This is a genomic window from Akkermansia sp. BCRC 18949, from assembly GCF_045011645.1.
In the GTDB taxonomy this organism is placed as follows: domain Bacteria; phylum Verrucomicrobiota; class Verrucomicrobiia; order Verrucomicrobiales; family Akkermansiaceae; genus Akkermansia; species Akkermansia massiliensis.
Genome location: NZ_CP123619.1, coordinates 2,612,843 through 2,629,340, shown reverse-complemented (window position 1 = coordinate 2,629,340; position 16,498 = coordinate 2,612,843). Strand labels below are relative to the sequence as shown.

At 60.1% G+C, this 16,498-nt stretch carries 15 protein-coding genes; 6 read left to right on the top strand and 9 right to left on the bottom strand.

Annotated elements, in window-relative coordinates:
• The first annotated feature begins 38 nt into the window (after nucleotides 1–38).
• Both P8A25_RS11045 and P8A25_RS11040 read left to right on the top strand, forming a co-directional pair.
• A complete protein-coding gene (locus P8A25_RS11045; protein ID WP_146018182.1) occupies nucleotides 39–605 on the top strand; it encodes a hypothetical protein in 567 nt (188 codons plus the stop codon).
• A gap of 14 nt (nucleotides 606–619) precedes the next feature.
• On the top strand, nucleotides 620–2,605 hold the full coding sequence (locus P8A25_RS11040; protein WP_102731592.1) for an ATP-dependent DNA helicase: 1,986 nt from the start codon (nucleotides 620–622) through the stop codon (nucleotides 2,603–2,605).
• Nucleotides 2,606–2,619: 14 nt separating this feature from the next.
• On the opposite strand, the gene P8A25_RS11035 is transcribed toward P8A25_RS11040, so the two are convergent.
• The 3 genes from P8A25_RS11035 to P8A25_RS11025 are packed head-to-tail and all read right to left on the bottom strand — an operon-like array spanning nucleotide 2,620 to nucleotide 5,252.
• Entirely contained in the window at nucleotides 2,620–3,390 is a 771-nt protein-coding gene (locus P8A25_RS11035; protein WP_102728689.1) for an energy-coupling factor ABC transporter ATP-binding protein, read from the bottom strand.
• Nucleotides 3,387–4,199, bottom strand: coding sequence for a cobalt ECF transporter T component CbiQ (gene cbiQ, locus P8A25_RS11030; RefSeq protein ID WP_102728690.1), 813 nt, complete (start codon nucleotides 4,197–4,199; stop codon nucleotides 3,387–3,389). Before cbiQ ends, P8A25_RS11035 begins: the two co-directional genes overlap by 4 nt.
• Nucleotides 4,200–4,205: 6 nt before the next feature.
• Nucleotides 4,206–5,252 carry an energy-coupling factor ABC transporter permease gene (locus tag P8A25_RS11025; protein WP_102728691.1) on the bottom strand — a complete coding sequence of 349 codons (1,047 nt, stop codon included), beginning with the start codon at nucleotides 5,250–5,252 and terminating at the stop codon, nucleotides 4,206–4,208.
• 339 nt (nucleotides 5,253–5,591) lie between these two features.
• Here P8A25_RS11025 and P8A25_RS11020 point away from each other — a divergent pair, with 339 nt between their 5' ends.
• Nucleotides 5,592–5,876: a hypothetical protein gene (locus P8A25_RS11020; protein ID WP_022398122.1), complete on the top strand. Its 285-nt coding sequence runs from the start codon at nucleotides 5,592–5,594 to the stop codon at nucleotides 5,874–5,876.
• An 18-nt stretch (nucleotides 5,877–5,894) separates the two neighbouring features.
• Here P8A25_RS11020 and P8A25_RS11015 read toward each other — a convergent pair whose 3' ends face one another.
• The 4 genes from P8A25_RS11015 to rplI form a co-directional block, all read right to left on the bottom strand.
• A complete protein-coding gene (locus tag P8A25_RS11015; protein WP_102728692.1) occupies nucleotides 5,895–6,260 on the bottom strand; it encodes a lipocalin family protein in 366 nt (121 codons plus the stop codon).
• A gap of 12 nt (nucleotides 6,261–6,272) precedes the next feature.
• Nucleotides 6,273–7,175, bottom strand: coding sequence for an acetylglutamate kinase (gene argB / locus P8A25_RS11010; protein WP_022398120.1), 903 nt, complete (start codon nucleotides 7,173–7,175; stop codon nucleotides 6,273–6,275).
• Between the two features lie 56 nt (nucleotides 7,176–7,231).
• A complete protein-coding gene (locus P8A25_RS11005) occupies nucleotides 7,232–8,224 on the bottom strand; it encodes a magnesium transporter CorA family protein (RefSeq protein WP_022398119.1) in 993 nt (330 codons plus the stop codon).
• 175 nt (nucleotides 8,225–8,399) lie between these two features.
• Nucleotides 8,400–8,855, bottom strand: a complete 456-nt coding sequence (rplI, locus tag P8A25_RS11000) for a 50S ribosomal protein L9 (protein ID WP_022398118.1) — start codon at nucleotides 8,853–8,855, stop codon at nucleotides 8,400–8,402.
• Nucleotides 8,856–9,100: 245 nt separating this feature from the next.
• Here rplI and purH point away from each other — a divergent pair, with 245 nt between their 5' ends.
• Genes purH through acpS form a run of 3 tightly spaced genes read left to right on the top strand, consistent with a single transcriptional unit; the run spans nucleotide 9,101 to nucleotide 11,993 of the window.
• Nucleotides 9,101–10,648 carry a bifunctional phosphoribosylaminoimidazolecarboxamide formyltransferase/IMP cyclohydrolase gene (gene purH, locus P8A25_RS10995; protein ID WP_022398117.1) on the top strand — a complete coding sequence of 516 codons (1,548 nt, stop codon included), beginning with the start codon at nucleotides 9,101–9,103 and terminating at the stop codon, nucleotides 10,646–10,648.
• Nucleotides 10,649–10,687: 39 nt separating this feature from the next.
• Complete coding sequence (locus tag P8A25_RS10990; protein ID WP_022398116.1) at nucleotides 10,688–11,428, top strand: pyridoxine 5'-phosphate synthase; 741 nt, start codon at nucleotides 10,688–10,690, stop codon at nucleotides 11,426–11,428.
• Between the two features lie 37 nt (nucleotides 11,429–11,465).
• A complete protein-coding gene (acpS, locus tag P8A25_RS10985; RefSeq protein ID WP_404838698.1) occupies nucleotides 11,466–11,993 on the top strand; it encodes a holo-ACP synthase in 528 nt (175 codons plus the stop codon).
• Nucleotides 11,994–12,004: 11 nt separating this feature from the next.
• Here the strand turns inward: acpS and P8A25_RS10980 are convergent, their stop codons facing one another.
• Complete coding sequence (locus P8A25_RS10980) at nucleotides 12,005–13,075, bottom strand: hypothetical protein (protein ID WP_102728693.1); 1,071 nt, start codon at nucleotides 13,073–13,075, stop codon at nucleotides 12,005–12,007.
• A 2-nt stretch (nucleotides 13,076–13,077) separates the two neighbouring features.
• Nucleotides 13,078–16,485 (bottom strand): alpha-amylase family protein, encoded by a 3,408-nt coding sequence (locus P8A25_RS10975; RefSeq protein WP_215442324.1) that lies wholly within the window; start codon nucleotides 16,483–16,485, stop codon nucleotides 13,078–13,080.
• Between the last annotated feature and the right edge of the window lie 13 nt (nucleotides 16,486–16,498).

Sequence of the window (16,498 nt, the reverse complement as noted above, 5' to 3'; positions counted from 1 at the left end):
CCTTGACGGCGGGGGATGCATGCCGTTACACTCCGTCCATGATTAAAAGTTTGTTTGCAGGTGTGATGGTGGCGGCTGCGTGCGCCGTCCAGGCCGGTGAATACGGAGACAGCGCCGTCCAGGCCGCCCGGGAGCTTTCCGGAGCGGTGAAAACGGGGGACATGATGTGGATGATTGAGAAGATGTACGCTCCCATGAAGAAGCAGCTTGTTTCTTCCTTCCCGGGAGGGGAGGCCGCCTTCATGAAGACCATGAGGGAAAAGATGCAGGGAGCCGCCGCCGTGATGAAAGAGCGCGGCATGGTGGTGGAGACGTATGAAATAGGCCAGCCTACGGCGGAACATCTGGTGAAGAATGGAGACGAGGTGCTGGTGGTGCTCCCCACGCGGATGGTCATTTCCATGAAGCGTCCGGACGGGATGCCTGTAAAGATAGAGAATACAGGCGTTCTGGTGCTGGTGAAGGATTTGAAGGACAAGGGGCCCTGGACGTTCATTGATGCTTCCAAGATGAATGCGAATGCCCTGCGCTCCATGTTCTATGACCTGCCGGAAAAGGTGAATCTGCCGCCGGTTTCCTCCCGCCAGCTTCCCGTGGGCCAGTAGGGAAGCGTTCCCGTATGAATGGCGCCGGGGCAGATGACGTGGAAGGCGTTAGCGCCTTTGAGGCTTATGTCCACCGGGCATTTGCCCCGGACGGGTTGTTCTCCCGCGCCAGGGATTTTGAATACCGGGCGGAGCAGCAGAATATGGCCCTGGCCGTAGCGAGGGCTCTCCAGGTGGACGCCCCGCTGCTGGTGGAGGCCGGAACGGGCGTAGGCAAGTCCCTGGGCTATCTGCTGCCGGCCGTGAAGTTTGCGCTGGATTTTGACCGGAAAGCGGTCATTTCCACGCATACCATCAATTTGCAGGAGCAGTTGTTCAACAAGGATATTCCGCTGCTGCGCGCCGCCCTGGGGATTGATTTTTCCGCCGCCCTGCTGAAAGGCAGGCAGAATTACCTGTGCCATACCCGCCTGCGGCGCGCGCTGGCCCAGATGGATTCCCTGTTTACGCAGGGGGAAGCCGCGGAGCTGACGCGGATTCAGGACTGGGCGCTGAGAACGCAGGACGGCACCCTGAGCGACATGGCGTTCCGTCCGTCTCCCAAGGTATGGGCCATGGTGTGCAGTGAACCGCATGCGTGCAGCATGCGCCATTGCGGCCCCTCCTGTCCGTACCAGGTGGCCCGCAAGAGGGTGCTGGAGGCCAAGGTGGTGGTGCTGAACCATACCCTGTTTTTCGGCCTGATGGCCCAGGCGGAGGATTCCGAGGAGGCGGGGTTCGTTTTTCCCGGGGATTTTGTGGTTCTGGATGAGGCCCACATGATTGAGAACATCGCTGCCCGGCAGCTGGGCGTGCAGCTCTCGGAACCGCATCTCAATTATGAACTGCTGCGGATGTTCAATCCGCGCACGCACAAGGGCCTGCTGAAACCGCTGAACAATCCGGCCCTGTTCCAGCGGGTGCAGGACGTGATTGACGCTTCAGGCCTGTTTTTCCAGAATGCGCGGGATGACCTGGGGTTTGCGGGTTCCGGCAAGATTGTCCGCATTCTCCAGCCGGAATGGTCCCAGGACATTCTTTCCCTGCCTCTGGCGGAATTGATCGGAGAATTGAAGAGGGAGGGCGCGAAGCAGGAGGAAAACGTGGCCGTGAAGGATGAACTGGCGGACATGGCCGCCCGCATGGAGGAGGCGCAGGCCTCCCTGAAGGTGCTGATGGACATGACGGAGGAGGGGCACGTGTACTGGGCGGAGCGGTCCGGTCCGGAGGGAAGGAACATGAGCGTGTGCTCCGCCCCCGTGGAGGTGGGCGATATCCTGAGGGAGCGCCTGTTTTCCGCCGGGCGTTCCGCCATTCTGACCTCCGCTACGCTGGGGACGGGGGATGCGGACATGGGCTACTTTGCGGGGCGCGTGGGTGCGGAAAGCGTCCGGAAGCTCCAGATAGGCAGTCCGTTCAATTACCGGGAGCAGATGAGGCTGATCGTGGCCCGCTCCATGCCGGAGCCGGACCAGCCGGAGTATGCGGAAGTGCTGCCGGAATGGATTAAAAGGTATCTGGCGGAGTCCCGCGGCAGGGCCTTCGTGCTGTTCACCAGCTACCGGCTGATGGTGCAGGTGGCGGAAAAGGTGCGCCCGTTCTGTGAGGAACAGGGATGGACCTTGTACGTGCAGGGGCAGGACATGCAGCGGCATGCCATGCTGGAGGCGTTCCGGAAGGATGTGAACAGCGTGCTCTTCGGCACGGACAGTTTCTGGACCGGGGTGGACGTGCCCGGAGAGGCCCTTTCCAATGTTATTGTGACGCGCCTGCCGTTTGAGGTGCCGGACCACCCGCTGGTGGAATCCCGCTTTGAGAGCATCAGGGCGCGCGGGGGGAACCCGTTTTACGAGTATTCCGTGCCCGTAGCCATTCTGAAGCTGCGGCAGGGGGTGGGGCGGCTGATCCGCACCAGGAGCGATTCCGGCATGGTGGTGATCCTGGACCCCCGCGTAGCCACCAAGAGGTACGGGGCGCGGTTCATCAAGTCCCTGCCGGATGCCCGTCTGGAGTTTGTGTAAGGAGTTTTTCCTCCTTAAAATTGGCCGGAGTTCTCCCTCTCCCTGCCGTACTGCATCAGGCGGTAGCTGAGGGGTTGTTCCAGGCGCGCTTCTTCCAGCAAAGCGCAGTCGGCGAAAATGTCCGGAACGGGCGCGTCCGCCAGAATGGATCCATCCTTCATCACGATGCAGCGGGTGCACAGGTCCATGACCATGTCCAGGTCATGGGTGGCGATGATTTTGGTATGGGAGAATTGGCGCAGGAGGCTGATGAGGGTGCGGCGGGAGGCCGGGTCCAGGTTCGCGCTGGGTTCGTCCAGAACCAGGATGTCCGGGGTCATGGAGAGGACGGTGGCGATGGAGACGGCGCGTTTTTCCCCGCCGGAAAGGTGGTGGGTCATCTTGTCCGCCAGGGCTTCCGCATGGACGTCCCGCAGAGCCTGCCGCACGCGGCGGCTGACTTCTTCCGGAGGGAGGCCCATGTTGAGCGGGCCGAAGGCCACGTCCTCCCGGACGGTAGGCATGAAAAGCTGGTCGTCCGCCTGCTGGAATACCATTCCCACGCTTTCCCGGACGCGGGCGACGGTTTTGGGCGTGACGGGGATGTCCCCCACCCGCACCTGTCCGGAGGAGGGCTCCAGCAGGCCGTTGAGGTGCAGGAGCAGGGTGGATTTTCCCGCTCCGTTCCCGCCCACGACGGCAACGGATTCCCCGTGGGTGATGCGCAGGGAGACGCGGTTCAGCGCCGGAGGAGAATCGGGGTAGCTGAAGCACAGGTCGATGGTTTCTACAAGGTGGTGGCTCATGAGAGGAGGCTGCGGGCGCACTGGCCCGCCAGCATGGTGACGTTAAAGCAGCGGAACAGGATGACGAGGGCGCAGAAGAGAATGCCGCCCGCCACGCCGCGCATGGTGATGACGCCGGGGGCGCTGACGAATTCGGGGTCTTCCCCTCCCCGGCACAGGACGGCCTGGTAAATGCGTTCCGCGCGACCGAAGGTGCGCAGCAGGAGCTGGCCGGTCATGGCCCCCCAGGTGGAAAGGGGGACGGAACCGGAGCCTCCCCTCCGGGAGCGGAACGCCATCAGCATGTTCTGGAATTCATCCATCAGGATGAAGGCGTACCGGTACAGGAAGGCCAGGAGCGTGATCAGGATGCGCGGCGCGCCGAGCTGCCTCAGGCCCCGGCAGAGCGGAGCGAAGCCCGTGGAGGCCAGCAGCGTGAAGGCTCCCAGGATGGTGAGCATGCACCGCAGGATGATGGAGATGAAGGAGATGATGCCCTGTGTGACGGGAATGCCGAACCATTCTCCCGCCGGCGTCCTGTCCACCAGCGGGTTGAAGAGGCCGATCATGACGGCGACGGGCAGCAGCCACAGGGTGCGCTTCAGCAGGTAGCCCAGGGGGAGCCCCGCCATGCGGATGACGCAGACCGGGAATAGGAAGAAGGGCAGCAGCCCCGTGATTTCCTGCGGCGGCCAGGAGAGCACGCAGATTTGAAAGACGAGGAAGGCCCCTATTTTAATACGGGCGTCCAGACGGTGGAATCCGGTGTTTCCGCAGGAAAACCGGTCCATCTGGCGGAATTGCCGCGCGGCGTCCGTGAACAGGGGCATGGGGGGTCAGCGGGGGCAGTGGCTGTGCGGTTTTCTGCCGAACAGGAAGCCGGCCGCAAAGACCAGGGCGGCAATGATGACGCTCCCCAGCACGCCGGCCAGGCTGGTTTCAGGGTTGACGATGGAGGAGGCTCTCTCCGTCTCTCCGGAGGAGGCTGTTTCCTCCGCGGCGGGGAGGGCGTAGTCCGGCATGATGGCGGTGGATGCCTGTACGGATTCCAGGCTGCGGTGGAGGGAGGAAGGCTCCGCCAGGCTGGTTTCTTCCGACCCGGTGACGCCGGCCACGGACCATTCCAGGCCGTCCGGGTAGGCGGAGGCGAACCAGGAAAGGGCCGCCCCGCAGAGCAGGGCCGCTACCGCAAAGATGCCCAGAACGGTGAAGGAGGCTTTTTTGACGGGGCCGGTTTCCAGATCAGCCGGGCGCAGCAGGGAGGGCTGGGCCTTGCTGATGAAGATGACGATGGCCGCCGTGGCGAGTCCTTCCACCACGCCGATGGCCAGATGGATGGGAAGCATCAGTTCCACGAACTGGGCGAAGGGCAGCGCGGAGATGCCGGAGGCCGTCGTTTCCAGCACGACGGAGAAGGCCCCCAGCTGGAGCCCGATGACGGCGGCGGTGATGCTGGCCAGCGTGATTCGGCCCGTGCCGGGGTTTTTCCCGGCCAGGGGCCTGTAAATGAAGGGGTAGGCTACCAGGCAGGAGAAGAAGCCCATGTTGAAGATGTTGCAGCCCAGGGCCAGCAGCCCTCCGTCCGCAAAGAAAAGCGCCTGCACCGCCAGGATGGCCGCCATGACCAGGAAGCCCGCATACGGCCCCAGCAGGACCGCCAGGATGAGGCCGCCGCCCAGATGGCCGCTGGACCCGGTGCCCGGAATGGTGAAGTTCAGCATCTGGCAGGCGAAGATGAAGGCTCCCAGAACGCCCATGAGCGGGACGAGCCGCACTTCCTTTTCCTGCCTGACCTTGCGCGCGCAGAGCGCCGTGATCGCGGCGGAAGCCGCCCACATGGTGCAGCCTACCGCCGGTGAAATGAAGCCGTCCGCCATATGCATGATGTTTGTGTCTTTCTATTGGATGAAGTGAAGTATTGGTAAGAGCCCCGGACCGGGCAGATTGGCGCCACTTTAGCACAAACACCGCAAAGCCGAAGAAGGAAATGCGGCAACGGGTATAAGTATTTTCCCCGCGCCGCGCGGCCTTGCTCCCTGCGCGGGTCCGGTGGACCGTGTTCCCCGGCAATAGCGCCTTTCCGGGGGAGGGGGAGCGCGTTTTCTCCGAGTGTATCCGGCGGGAATTTGGCTGCCGCGCCGTGCCGCCCAGGCGTGCCGCGCGGCGGATGTGGACGGATTGGGCGTGATGCAGACGGGGAAGCGGTTTGCTAGACGGAACCCATGATGAATTTTTCCATAGCTAAGTGCTTGTTTTCCATAGGCGGGTGCACGACGATCCTGGGCAATATTTCCGCAGATACGGCCGTATCTTCCGCCGGAGCCATCGGCGGCCTGGGCGTTCTGACGATTGCCGTGAATTATACGCTGAACCTGCTCAAGAAGAAGGATGAGCAGTTGATGGCGAAGGACGCCCGCATTGAAGCCCTGATGGACCGCCTGATTGACAAATGCCCGAATTGCGAGCTGGCGAAAGCGGCCAACAAGTCCCTTCTGGAGGATGAATAGCGGAAGGCGCCGGGATGCTTACCTTCCGGCCGCGTCCGGCGTGCGGGTGTAGACCTCCCGGTTTCCGTCCGTGTTCAGAATCAGCGTAGTTCTGCTGAGTCTGTCAATGGTGGAGGTTGTGGTGAAGAGGGAGGAGTTCCCGTTGCCTATGCTTTTCCCCGTCAGGGTCAGGCGCTTGCCGTCCAGTTGCCAGCTCCGGTAGAGAAGCGTGCGCATGTTGATGGATCTCGCCCTGCCGTCCGGCAGGAGCTGCATTCCCTGCACGTGCCCCGGCTGTCCGGGGACGGGCTGGGTCCAGGAGCCGGAAAGGCTGGACGGAGTGGGCTGCATGGAGCAGGAGGCCGCCGCCAGTGAGAGGGCCGGAAGAAGGAGGAAAAGGCGCATGGCGGCGGGTGGTCAGCGCTGTTCCCTGATGACTTCCGTACCGATGCCGTCCGGAGTGAAGATTTCCAGCAGCAGGGTGTGGGGCAGGCGTCCGTCAATGAAGTGCACCTTGCGCACGCCCGCGTTCAGGGCGTCAATGGCGGAGTGGATTTTGGGAATCATGCCGCCGGAAACGGTGCCGTCTTCAATGAGGTCCAGGGCTTCCGTGCGCGTGACGGATTTGATGAGGGTGGACGGGTCCGCGGGGTCCTTCATGATGCCGGGAACGTCGGAAATGTAGATAAGCTTGACCGGCTTGAGCTCCTTGGCAAGGGCCGCCGCCGCCAGGTCCGCGTTCACGTTGAGCGGCTTGTGGGTGCCCAGCTCTTTCGCCAGGGGGGAGACGATGGGGGTGATCTGGAGTTCCAGCGCTTCCGTGATGCGGTCTGTCAGGCAGCCGATGACGTTGCCTACTTCACCGATGTCCACGGGGTTGCCCTGTTCGTCCTTTTCCTGGATGCGTTCCCCCACGAAGATTTCCGTGCCGGGAATGCCTACGCCCTTGCCTCCGTAGTCGCGGAACATCTGGACGAGGCCGGGATTGATGGTTCCGGAGAGGGTGCGTTCCACGATGGAAATGGCTTCCGGCGTCGTGACGCGCAGACCGTTGATGAAGCGGGCCTCCAGCCCGGCTTCCGCCATGGCCTTGGAGATGGCCTTGCCGCCGCCGTGGACGATCACGGGGTTGAAGCCCAGGACTTCCAGCAGAACGATGTCGCGCATGAGCTTCTTGACCAGGCGGGCGTCGTCCATGGCGCTGCCGCCGAATTTGATGAGGAATGTCTTGTCCCGGTAGGCCTGGAGGTAGGGGAGGGCGCCGACAATGACGGAGGCCTGTTCAATCAGGCGGGTGATTTTGGAGTCCATATCAATCATGAAACGGTAGGAGTGGTTGACAAAAAGAGAGGGAGGGAGTCCGCGGCAGGGGCCGTTCAAAGCAGGCGCCTGCTCCTGAAATAAACCAGGGGAAGAATGATGGAAACGAGCATGACGACCAGGGAGATGTAATAGCCGTATTCGTTTTCCAGGCCGGGCATGTGGGAGAAGTTCATTCCGTAGATGCTGGCGATGAGGGTGGGGGGCATGAAGACCACGGCCGCCACGGTGAAGATTTTGACGATTTCGTTCTGCTCGATGTTGATGAGGCCCAGAACGGCGTCCAGCATGAAGTTCACGTTGCTGGAAAGAAAGTTGGCGTATTCCGAGAGGGACGTGACGTCGCGGCTCAGGGGGCGCAGCTTGATGTACAGGGTGGAGTTGGTGTCGTCCAGGGCCTCTTCATTGCTGGCGTACGTGAGCAGGCGCAGAAGGTTGACCAGGCAGTCCCGCTGGCGGGTGAGCAGGTCCCCCACGCGGCCCAGGTCCTGGAGCGTGAGGCGCAGGGCGCTGGAGACGGGTACGCGCTTGCTGGCCTTGCCTTCCGGTTCGTCCCTGCGGAAGATGTTTTTGGAAAGGCGGTCCAGTTCCGCGCCGAAGCGTTCCAGGACGTCCGCCTGGCGGTCCACGATGGTTTCCAGCAGTCCGGTGAAAACCTGGTCCCGGCTGATCTGCTTCTGGCGCAGGAGCTGGTGGGAGAAGACACGGAAGGAGTAGGAGTCCGAGTGGCGGATGGTGATGATCTTGGCCCCCATGAGGACGAAGGTGATTTCCGACAGGGAGGGGGATTCCGTATCCACGCGGCTGAGCACCGTGGTGGTCATGAAGCGGGCGCCGTCTTCCGTGTACAGGCGGCTGGTGGCCTCAATTTCCCTCATCTCGTCGTAGGTGGGCATCTCCAGCCCGCAGAGGCGTTCCACAAACTTGATTTCCGCCGGTTCAGGGGTAAGGAGGTCAATCCAGAAGACGGAGTCCAAGTTCTGTTCAGCCGCATCCACCTGGGTGGTGCGCTCAATGCCTTCCGGGGTTTGACGATAGAGTCGAATCATGCCGTTGATTTCGGTGGGGGGATGGAACGATGCCGTGCATGATGTCGAGTGACACCCAACGCGGGCATGATGCCTTGTTTGTACAGGGAAGGGAAGTAAAAAGGGTGACAAAAAGAGGCCCGGTTCCCAAGGTGGGAACCGGGCCTGCCGGAAAAAAGAAAGGGATGCGCGCCGCTTAGGCGTTTTCCTTGACGACCACCTTGAGCGTGGCTTCCACCTGGGGATGCACCTTGATGGCGACTTCGTGTTCGCCTTCGCTCTTGATCGGCTTTTCAAGCTCAATCGCGCGGCGGTCCACTTCCACTCCCTGAGCGGTCAGGGCATCGTGAATGTTCTGGTTGGTGATGGCGCCGAACGCCTTGCCGCCCTGACCCACTTCAAGGGTAAGGTCTACGGTCAATCCGTTGATTTTGGCGGCCACTTCCTGGGCGGCGCTGAGTTCTTCCGCTTCACGCTTGGCGCGGGCGGCCTGAAGATTGGCGATGAAACGGCGGTTGGAGGCCGTTGCTTCGTGGGCGAGACCCTGGGGGATGAGGTAGTTGCGGCCATAGCCAGCCTTAACGGTCACCAGGTCGGCTTCCGCGCCGAGTCCTTCAATTTTTGTTGCGAGAATTACTTCCATCGTTGCCATGGCTAAAAAGAAATGGTTATTTGTGAGCGGTTGAAGTAGTAAGTATTCGCCCGAATGTCAAGACAAGAGCGATAAAAAGGGCGTTTTTTTATGTTTTGGGAGGAAAAAATCCCCCCGGCTGTCATGATAGGTGACATTGCGCTTGCTTCACGGGGCGGTAGTATGTAGGGAAAGGAACCGCATTTGTCGCGTTCGCTCCCGGAGAGGAGGGTTCGCCCGCGGGTACATTACAGATATTTGATCTTATGGCTATTCAGCGCGCATTGATATCCGTTTCCGACAAGACCGGCCTGGAGGAGTTTGCCAAGGGCCTGCACGAGTTTGGAGTAGAGCTTATTTCCACCGGCGGCACCGCCGCTTTCCTGAAAGGCCTGGGCCTTCCGGTGATTGAAATTTCCGACTATACCGGGGAACCGGAATTGTTTGAAGGACGCCTGAAGACGCTTCACCCCATGGTGCACGGGGGCCTGCTGCACCGCCGCGACAATGAAGAGCATGTGCGCCAGGCGAAGGAAAACGGCATCAAGCCCATTGACCTGGTCTGCGTGAACCTGTACCCCTTTGAGGAAACCGTCGCCAAGCCGGACGTCACGCTGGAAGAAGCGATTGAAAAGATCGACATCGGCGGCCCGTCCATGCTCCGTTCCGCCGCCAAGAACTACGCCTCCGTCACCGTCGTGTCCGATCCCGCGGACTACGCGCGCATTCTGGATGAAATGCAGACCCACAAGGGAGACACGACCCTGAAAACCCGCGAAAACCTGGCAGTGAAGGTGTTCATGCGCACCTCCAATTACGACAACGCCATCACCAACTACCTGGGCCACCAGAGCGCGGAAAGCACCAAGGGCAGCTTCTGCATCTGCGCGCCCCTGTACCAGGAACTGCGCTACGGGGACAACCCCCACCAGGAAGCCAGCCTGTACGGCAGCTTCGGGGACATTTTCAACCAGCTCCAGGGCAAGGAGCTTTCCTACACGAACGTGCTGGACATCGAAGGCGCCGCCGAGCTGATCACCCAGTTCCGCCGCCCGACGGTGGGCATCCTGAAGCACACGAACCCCTGCGGCGTGGGCCAGGATGACGAAGACCTGCGCAACGCCTGGCAGAAAGCCTTTGAAACGGACACGCAGGCCCCCTTCGGCGGCGTGATCGTGGTCAACCGTCCGATGACGGAAGGACTGGCCCGCGTGCTGAGCGCCATTTTCACGGACGTCATCATCGCCCCGGAATACGATGCGGAAGCCCGCGCCCTTCTCCAGAAGAAGAAAAACTGCCGCATCATCCGCATGAACACGGAAGCCTGGATGAAGGCGCGCCGCGAACCCATCATCCGCTCCGCTCCCGGCGGCTTCATGACCATGAAGCGGGATACGGACGTGATGGGCCTGGACAATCTGGAAGCCAAGGTTGTGACCAAGCGCCCCCCGACCGAGGAGGAACTGACCGCCATGCGCTTCAACTGGCGCGTCGTGAAGCAGGTGCACTCCAACGCCATTGTCTTCGGCGGCACGGACCGCACGCTCGGCATCGGCGCCGGGCAGATGAGCCGGGTGGATTCCGCCCGCATTGCCGTCTGGAAGGCCGGACAGGCCGGCCTGGACCTGAAGGGCAGCGTGGTGGCTTCCGACGCCATGTTCCCGTTTGCGGACGGCCTCCAGGTAGCCATTGACGCCGGAGCCACCGCCTGCATCCAGCCCGGCGGTTCCATCCGGGACGAGGAAGTGATCGCCGCTGCGGACGCCGCGGGGATTGCCATGGTGTTCACGGGGCACCGCCATTTCCTCCATTAATTTGAATGATCGGCCCCGTCCCCTTGTCTTAAAACCGATATGTTGCTAGGTGTAAATATAGACCACATCGCCACGCTGAGGCAGGCCCGCTATGCGACCATGCTTGATTCCTTCAACGTGGAGCCGAGCGTTTTGGACGCCGCCTACGCGGCGCAAAGGGGCGGGGCGGATTCCATCACCCTCCACGTCCGGGGGGACCGCCGCCACATGCAGGATGCGGACGCCCTGAGCGTCCGTGAGAGCGTGGCCCTTCCCCTGAACCTGGAAATGGGGAATACCCCGGAGATGGTGGACTTTGCCCTTCGGCTGAAACCGGACTATGTCTGCATGGTTCCGGAAAAGCGTGAGGAAATTACTACGGAAGGCGGCCTGGACGCCGTCTTTCATGAAAAGGAACTGGCCCCCACCATGGCAAGAATGGCTGACAACGGCATTCAGGTGAGCCTGTTCATTGATCCGGAGCTGGCCCAGGTGGACGCCGCCGCCCGTCTGGGAGCGCCCATGGTGGAGCTTCATACCGGATGCTTTGCCAACCACGCCGGGAAGGAACGCACGGCGGAGCTGGCCCGTTTGAAACGCGCCGCGGAGCTGGCCCACTCCCTGGGCATCCAGGTGAATGCAGGCCATGGCATCAACTACCAGAATCTGGAACAGCTGATGGACGGCGTGCCTTACCTGCATGAGCTGAACATAGGCCATACGATCGTAGCCCGCGCCCTCTTTGTGGGGATGGAGCAGGCCGTGAGGGAAATGCGCCAGGCGATCGACCGCCTGAGCTGATATTCCCGTTTCAACTTTAACCCCCGGTTGCAGGAACATGAGCCGTATTGCAGGATTGGGAATGGATTTGATCGACCTGGACCGCGTGCGCCAGGCCCTCCAGAAAAACGGGGAGGCATTTGCCCTGCGTATCTGCACCCCGGATGAATGGGCCTATTGCCGGAAGCATGCGGACCCCGTGCCGAGCCTGGCGGCCCGTTTTGCGGCCAAGGAGGCCGTGGCGAAGGCCCTGGGAACGGGAATAGGGGAAAAATGCGCTTTTACGGATGTGGAAGTGGTGCGCAATGATGCGGGCGCTCCCTCCATCCTGCTGCACGGCACAGCCGGAGTGACGGCCCGGGAGCAGGGCGTCACGGGCTGGTTCCTGACCATGACCCATTCCCGCCTGAGCGCCGCAGCCGCCGTCATCGCCCTTGCCGAAGCCCCGGATTTTCCTGACGCTTCAGAATCGCCGCAAGCCTTGGCCGCTCCCGGGACCGTTTTCCCTGAACCAAAGCCGGCTGGAACATACCGGGTCCTGAGCCCAGGAAATTTCTACAGGATGCCTTGCCAGCGGCGCCGATGAATACCGTGTTCCTACAGGTTTTCAAGGTTCTTCTTGATGACTTCCCTATTCAGTTCGCGGAGGGCGGCCAGAGTTTCAAAACTCGGCGCTTCGGAAAAATCGGTTTCCAGTTCTTTCACTCTCTTTTCATAGTCCGCCGCATGGCCGCCATCCCTTTTCAGGATGGAGATGTTTTTCCGGGTTTCATCCGCAAGCTCTGAAAACGTCTTCCGGTCGGGGATCGGGCTCCAATTGATGGACTTCAGGAAGCTCTCCACCTCCGGAACCGTCACGTTGAAGAATTCCGGGCGCACCTCCTCCGGCTTCCGGTCTTTGAAATAACTTATGGCAAAACTGAAGCTGTCCGACTCCGGCTTCAGCTCAAATTTGATATCATCTCCATGAATCCGGATCTGGCGGAGGGATTCTTTTTCAAAAACGATGAACGTGCCGAACTCCTTGTAAGCATAGCGGTTGAAGTTCATTACCCCGTTTCCCCCGGTTGTTTTCGTCAGAACCCAGTCCGGCTTTCCGCATGGTTTTTCCCCGTCTCCTTCTTTCAGGGCGAATTGCGACTTCAGTTCCGGCTTCCCGTAACCGTGAACCGGCGACGCCCAGACTTCATACAGTTGTCCGGGATAACTGACCTTGACGAACAGCCAGTCCGGGCGATCCTTGAACTGCGCTATCCTGACGTCCAGAACACTGTTTTCCGGGCGGAACGTGAATACGGCCATTTCCATCTTGCCGTTTTCTACGGTGTCAATTTTTTCCGCGACTTTCCGGTCCAGCAGTGTTTTGCCGTCCTTGCCGATCACGGCAAGGAAATTGACGGGACTCCAGCTTCCGGGAGTATTGGGGTTCCTCCAATATTCGATGCCGAATCTGAAATCCCCCCATTCCTGCTGAACCGGCTTGTTGTCATTGGGATTGGTAACGGTGTGGTAATTGATTTTTCCGTTGCCAAGGTTGACGGTATGGCGGGTCACAAGGACGGGAGTTCCCTTGCGGTCAAATTTCTCTTCTTTCTTTTCAATGGAGGGGGCGGCGTACAGCAGTGTGGTGCACAATCCGGCCAGTACGGTCAGGGTGAGTTTCTGCATGATTATTTTACCTCTATTTCGTGTTGGGTATTCAAGCCTGTAGCCGCGTCTTCAATGGTGATGCGGTATGCGCCGGGAAGATCGTTAAAGGCGAAATCCAGCGGGTATTCCGTCTTGCCGTAAATGGTTTTGCTGCGGTGCAGAATTTCCCTGCCGTCCGGGGCCGTTACCGTAATCCGGTACGCGCGTTCCCGGGGATTGGCCGGTCCGGAAATCTTAAGCAGGGCCCGGGCGCCTTTGGCCACCTGGGCCGGAGCGGTTACCACGGGCGGCTGCTGCTCCCGGTCAAACAGGGCAAAGCAGCGGAACGGCGCATTGGAGAATTTAAAGACAAGCTTGTCTGATTTCCCCACCAGTCCTTTGCGGCACTCATAGATGTATTTTTCTTCCGGCAATTTGGCGGTGAATGATTTGCCGAGGTCCTTTTCCTGGCCGAGGGCGCCCAGCAGTTCGAATTCTCCGGCCTGCCGCGGACGGATCATCAGGGTGTCGCTGAAATCGGGGATGACGGCCAGAGGACGGATACCGGCGTTTTTCACCACCTGGTCAAGGAACGTGTTCAGGGAGGAGCCGGGCAGGGAATTATTTTCCAGAACGGAGAGGGAGGCATTCAGCAGGATGGCGTTTCCTTTGCCGGCCTTGCGGAGTTGCAGGCCCGGATTGCCGTGGACCGCATGCGCCTTTTCTCCCGCCAGGGCCAGGGCTCCGCTTGTGCTTTCATAAGGCTGGATTTCGAGCTCTTTCGCCTGGTCGAACGTCAGGTTCCCGAAAAGTTCGCTCAAGGGGTTCCGGGGACGTTTTTTCAGGTTTTCATTCAGGAGCGCGATATTGGCGTCAGCCAGTACGGTGCCCCCGGATTTGACGAAATCCAGAATGGCCGCGCACTCTTTGTCGCTCAGGGAGGAAGCTCCGCAGAGGAAGAGGAGCCGTGCGTTTTTCAGGCGTTCCAGGGTATTTGGCGAGACGAAATTGAAGCCCAGCCCGCGCTGGTAGCAATACCGGAGCAGCGGATTCATGCTGGCGTCCGGCTTGACGCAGCGGCTGTCCGCCTGGGCGGCGGAATTGGAGGTGTGGCTGTAGTAGAACAGGATGCCGGTATCCGGAAACGGGGTTTTGATCAGCAGCTGTGCGAGGCCGTAGTTCAAGTCATCAAGATAGGGCATGTACTGGCGCAGGTATTCCGCCTCGGAGAGATCGCCGGAATGGCTGGTTTCTCCCAGGGCGGGGTTGATCAAGAACCAGGCGTGGCCGTTGATCGCTCCCTGCAGCAGGTGTTCCCAAAGTTTGTACGGATAGGATGAACGCTCCGAGCAATACCCTCCCCACCAGATGGTCCGGACCCGGTCCGCGCCGAATGCGCGCAATGCCTCGTTCTCCTGCATGCCGCTGTAAGGGCCCCAGAAGTCCAGCCCCTTAATCATTTCTTCAAGGTTGCCGGGAGGGGAGCCTTCCGCGCCTACCCGGGCTCCGGGATGAACCTTTTTGATTTCCGCCGCCAGGAAATGATGCATGTCCACGTACATTTTTTCAATATATTCCCGGTGGTCATTGTAGGCGACCAGATTCCCCGCTTTTTTGGCCGCGTCCAGCCGGAGGTGGGGCACTTCCCCGAAACCGGAGTAGGAGGCGCCGTATTCAAGGTTCAGGTTTTTCATGGTCTGGTACTTCTCCCGCAGGAAATCGGCGAACGGCTGTTTATCCGATTCTCCGAACCCGGCGTCGTAGGTGTAAAAATTCTCGTCGCCCAGGTTGTACAGCACAGGGCTCAGGTCTTTCAGGTACTCCGCCTGGCGCCGCAGATCGTCGGCCCAAAGCTTCCGGACCAATGGATGGTAGAATGATTCGTCACCGTTCAACGTACCCAGCTGCACCATGTTTTCTTTCTGTTCGGACCATAGCTTGCGCAATACTCTGGTTTCATTGTTCGGCCCGGCTTCCATCCCGATCCGGCAGATGTACGGACACAGTTTTTCGTTCCGCAGGGCGTTTTCAGTATCTCCCTTGGTGAAAAATTGCAGCGATACGTTCCAGCCGAGGCGGTCGATGATCCGCTCCCCGAAGGCCGGGTTGAAGGTGCAGCCAACCTGGCCCCAGGTAAGCTGGAGATAATCCTCCAGGGAATAATCCGGGAAAATCACCGGGTTTTCCGCATGTGCCTCGTGTCCCCGGGCATCGTAAACGGTACAGCGCAGATAACCGCCGATGGTCGGCATCCGGTAATTTTCAAGGCCGAATGAAAGCTCTTTTTTTCCGGCTTCCAAAGGAAGGGTCTTGCTGAACCATACATTGCGGTAGGGTGCGTCCATCAGCTCCACTTTGGCGGAATAACCGTCCTGCGCGGGCGAAGCCAGTTTCAACGTGACGGAGAAGGGGCCGCGGTCCTGCACCAGCCTGGGCGTTTCCACTGATACGGCCCCGAAAGCGGATTCCACCGTAAAGGGAAAGGCACCGAAGTTGACCAGCGCGCCATTCCGGCGGACCAATACGTCTGCGGCATATCTGCCCGCCGGAAGGTTCGTGAAATCAAGGCTGTTCCGGATGACGGAATTATCCGTCCGCCGGATACGGCCCTCGTCAACGGTTTTTTCCGGAGAGGTCACGGCAAATTGGCCGTTGCCCTGCCGTACTGAAAATGCCGGCAGTTCTATTCCGCTGGCGTAATAGAGCACCTGGGCCAGAAAAGCCTGGGACGTTTCATAGAGGAAGAACCAGTCCGTGGTGTAGTTGAAATACGGCGTCAGCCCCACTCCTGGCCGGTAGCCCGCGCCGTAATCGACTTCGACGATCCGGCCATTGCCGAATTGCCAGGCGTTGAAAATACGCGATTCAAAGTTTTTAGGCCTGGTTCCGGGAAGGCTGTTGCTTCCGGCAACCCATTCCGGCCGGGGCAACGGCTGGGCGTACGGTTTTTTATAAGGCAGTTTCTTAAGTTCGGACCAGGGTTCGCCGGATTGAATCCGGACCAGGCCGGTTCCGTTCCGCACCATCGACATCAGGCGGAATTTCTGCTCATCCGGCAGGACCGCAAAATCGACGTTTGCCATGACCACCAGATCATAATCCTTTGCCAGTTTGGCATCCAGTTCCTGAAGTTTGTTGGCGGTGCTCAGCCCCGCGATCGGATTGCTGTAAATATCATCCGCTCCGATGCTATGTTCACTGGCTGTGAGAACCACTTCATACTTAAAGCCCGGGAAACGCTGGACCAGCTCAATGATCTCTCGCGAGGCCGTCTGCTGCATGATAAAAAGTATTTTCTTATGGGGAAGCTCTCCTTTTTCATCCCATGCGGCATGGGGCGTTTTCAGGGTCATTCCGGCCTCATTCATGTAAGTGCCGTCCAGTTTGCCGAATACGGGAGCAACAAGGCCCGCCAGCAGGATGCAGAGCAACAGTGGGAATGGTTTCATCAATGGATGGTCT

Coding starts and splice junctions, on each gene's coding strand:
- P8A25_RS11045 (WP_146018182.1), top strand. CDS start 39: ATGATTAAAAGTTTGTTTGCAGGTGTGATGGTGGCGGCTGCGTGCGCC.
- P8A25_RS11040 (WP_102731592.1), top strand. CDS start 620: ATGAATGGCGCCGGGGCAGATGACGTGGAAGGCGTTAGCGCCTTTGAG.
- P8A25_RS11035 (WP_102728689.1), bottom strand. CDS start 3,390: ATGAGCCACCACCTTGTAGAAACCATCGACCTGTGCTTCAGCTACCCC.
- cbiQ (WP_102728690.1), bottom strand. CDS start 4,199: ATGCCCCTGTTCACGGACGCCGCGCGGCAATTCCGCCAGATGGACCGG.
- P8A25_RS11025 (WP_102728691.1), bottom strand. CDS start 5,252: ATGCATATGGCGGACGGCTTCATTTCACCGGCGGTAGGCTGCACCATG.
- P8A25_RS11020 (WP_022398122.1), top strand. CDS start 5,592: ATGATGAATTTTTCCATAGCTAAGTGCTTGTTTTCCATAGGCGGGTGC.
- P8A25_RS11015 (WP_102728692.1), bottom strand. CDS start 6,260: ATGCGCCTTTTCCTCCTTCTTCCGGCCCTCTCACTGGCGGCGGCCTCC.
- argB (WP_022398120.1), bottom strand. CDS start 7,175: ATGATTGATATGGACTCCAAAATCACCCGCCTGATTGAACAGGCCTCC.
- P8A25_RS11005 (WP_022398119.1), bottom strand. CDS start 8,224: ATGATTCGACTCTATCGTCAAACCCCGGAAGGCATTGAGCGCACCACC.
- rplI (WP_022398118.1), bottom strand. CDS start 8,855: ATGGCAACGATGGAAGTAATTCTCGCAACAAAAATTGAAGGACTCGGC.
- purH (WP_022398117.1), top strand. CDS start 9,101: ATGGCTATTCAGCGCGCATTGATATCCGTTTCCGACAAGACCGGCCTG.
- P8A25_RS10990 (WP_022398116.1), top strand. CDS start 10,688: ATGTTGCTAGGTGTAAATATAGACCACATCGCCACGCTGAGGCAGGCC.
- acpS (WP_404838698.1), top strand. CDS start 11,466: ATGAGCCGTATTGCAGGATTGGGAATGGATTTGATCGACCTGGACCGC.
- P8A25_RS10980 (WP_102728693.1), bottom strand. CDS start 13,075: ATGCAGAAACTCACCCTGACCGTACTGGCCGGATTGTGCACCACACTG.
- P8A25_RS10975 (WP_215442324.1), bottom strand. CDS start 16,485: ATGAAACCATTCCCACTGTTGCTCTGCATCCTGCTGGCGGGCCTTGTT.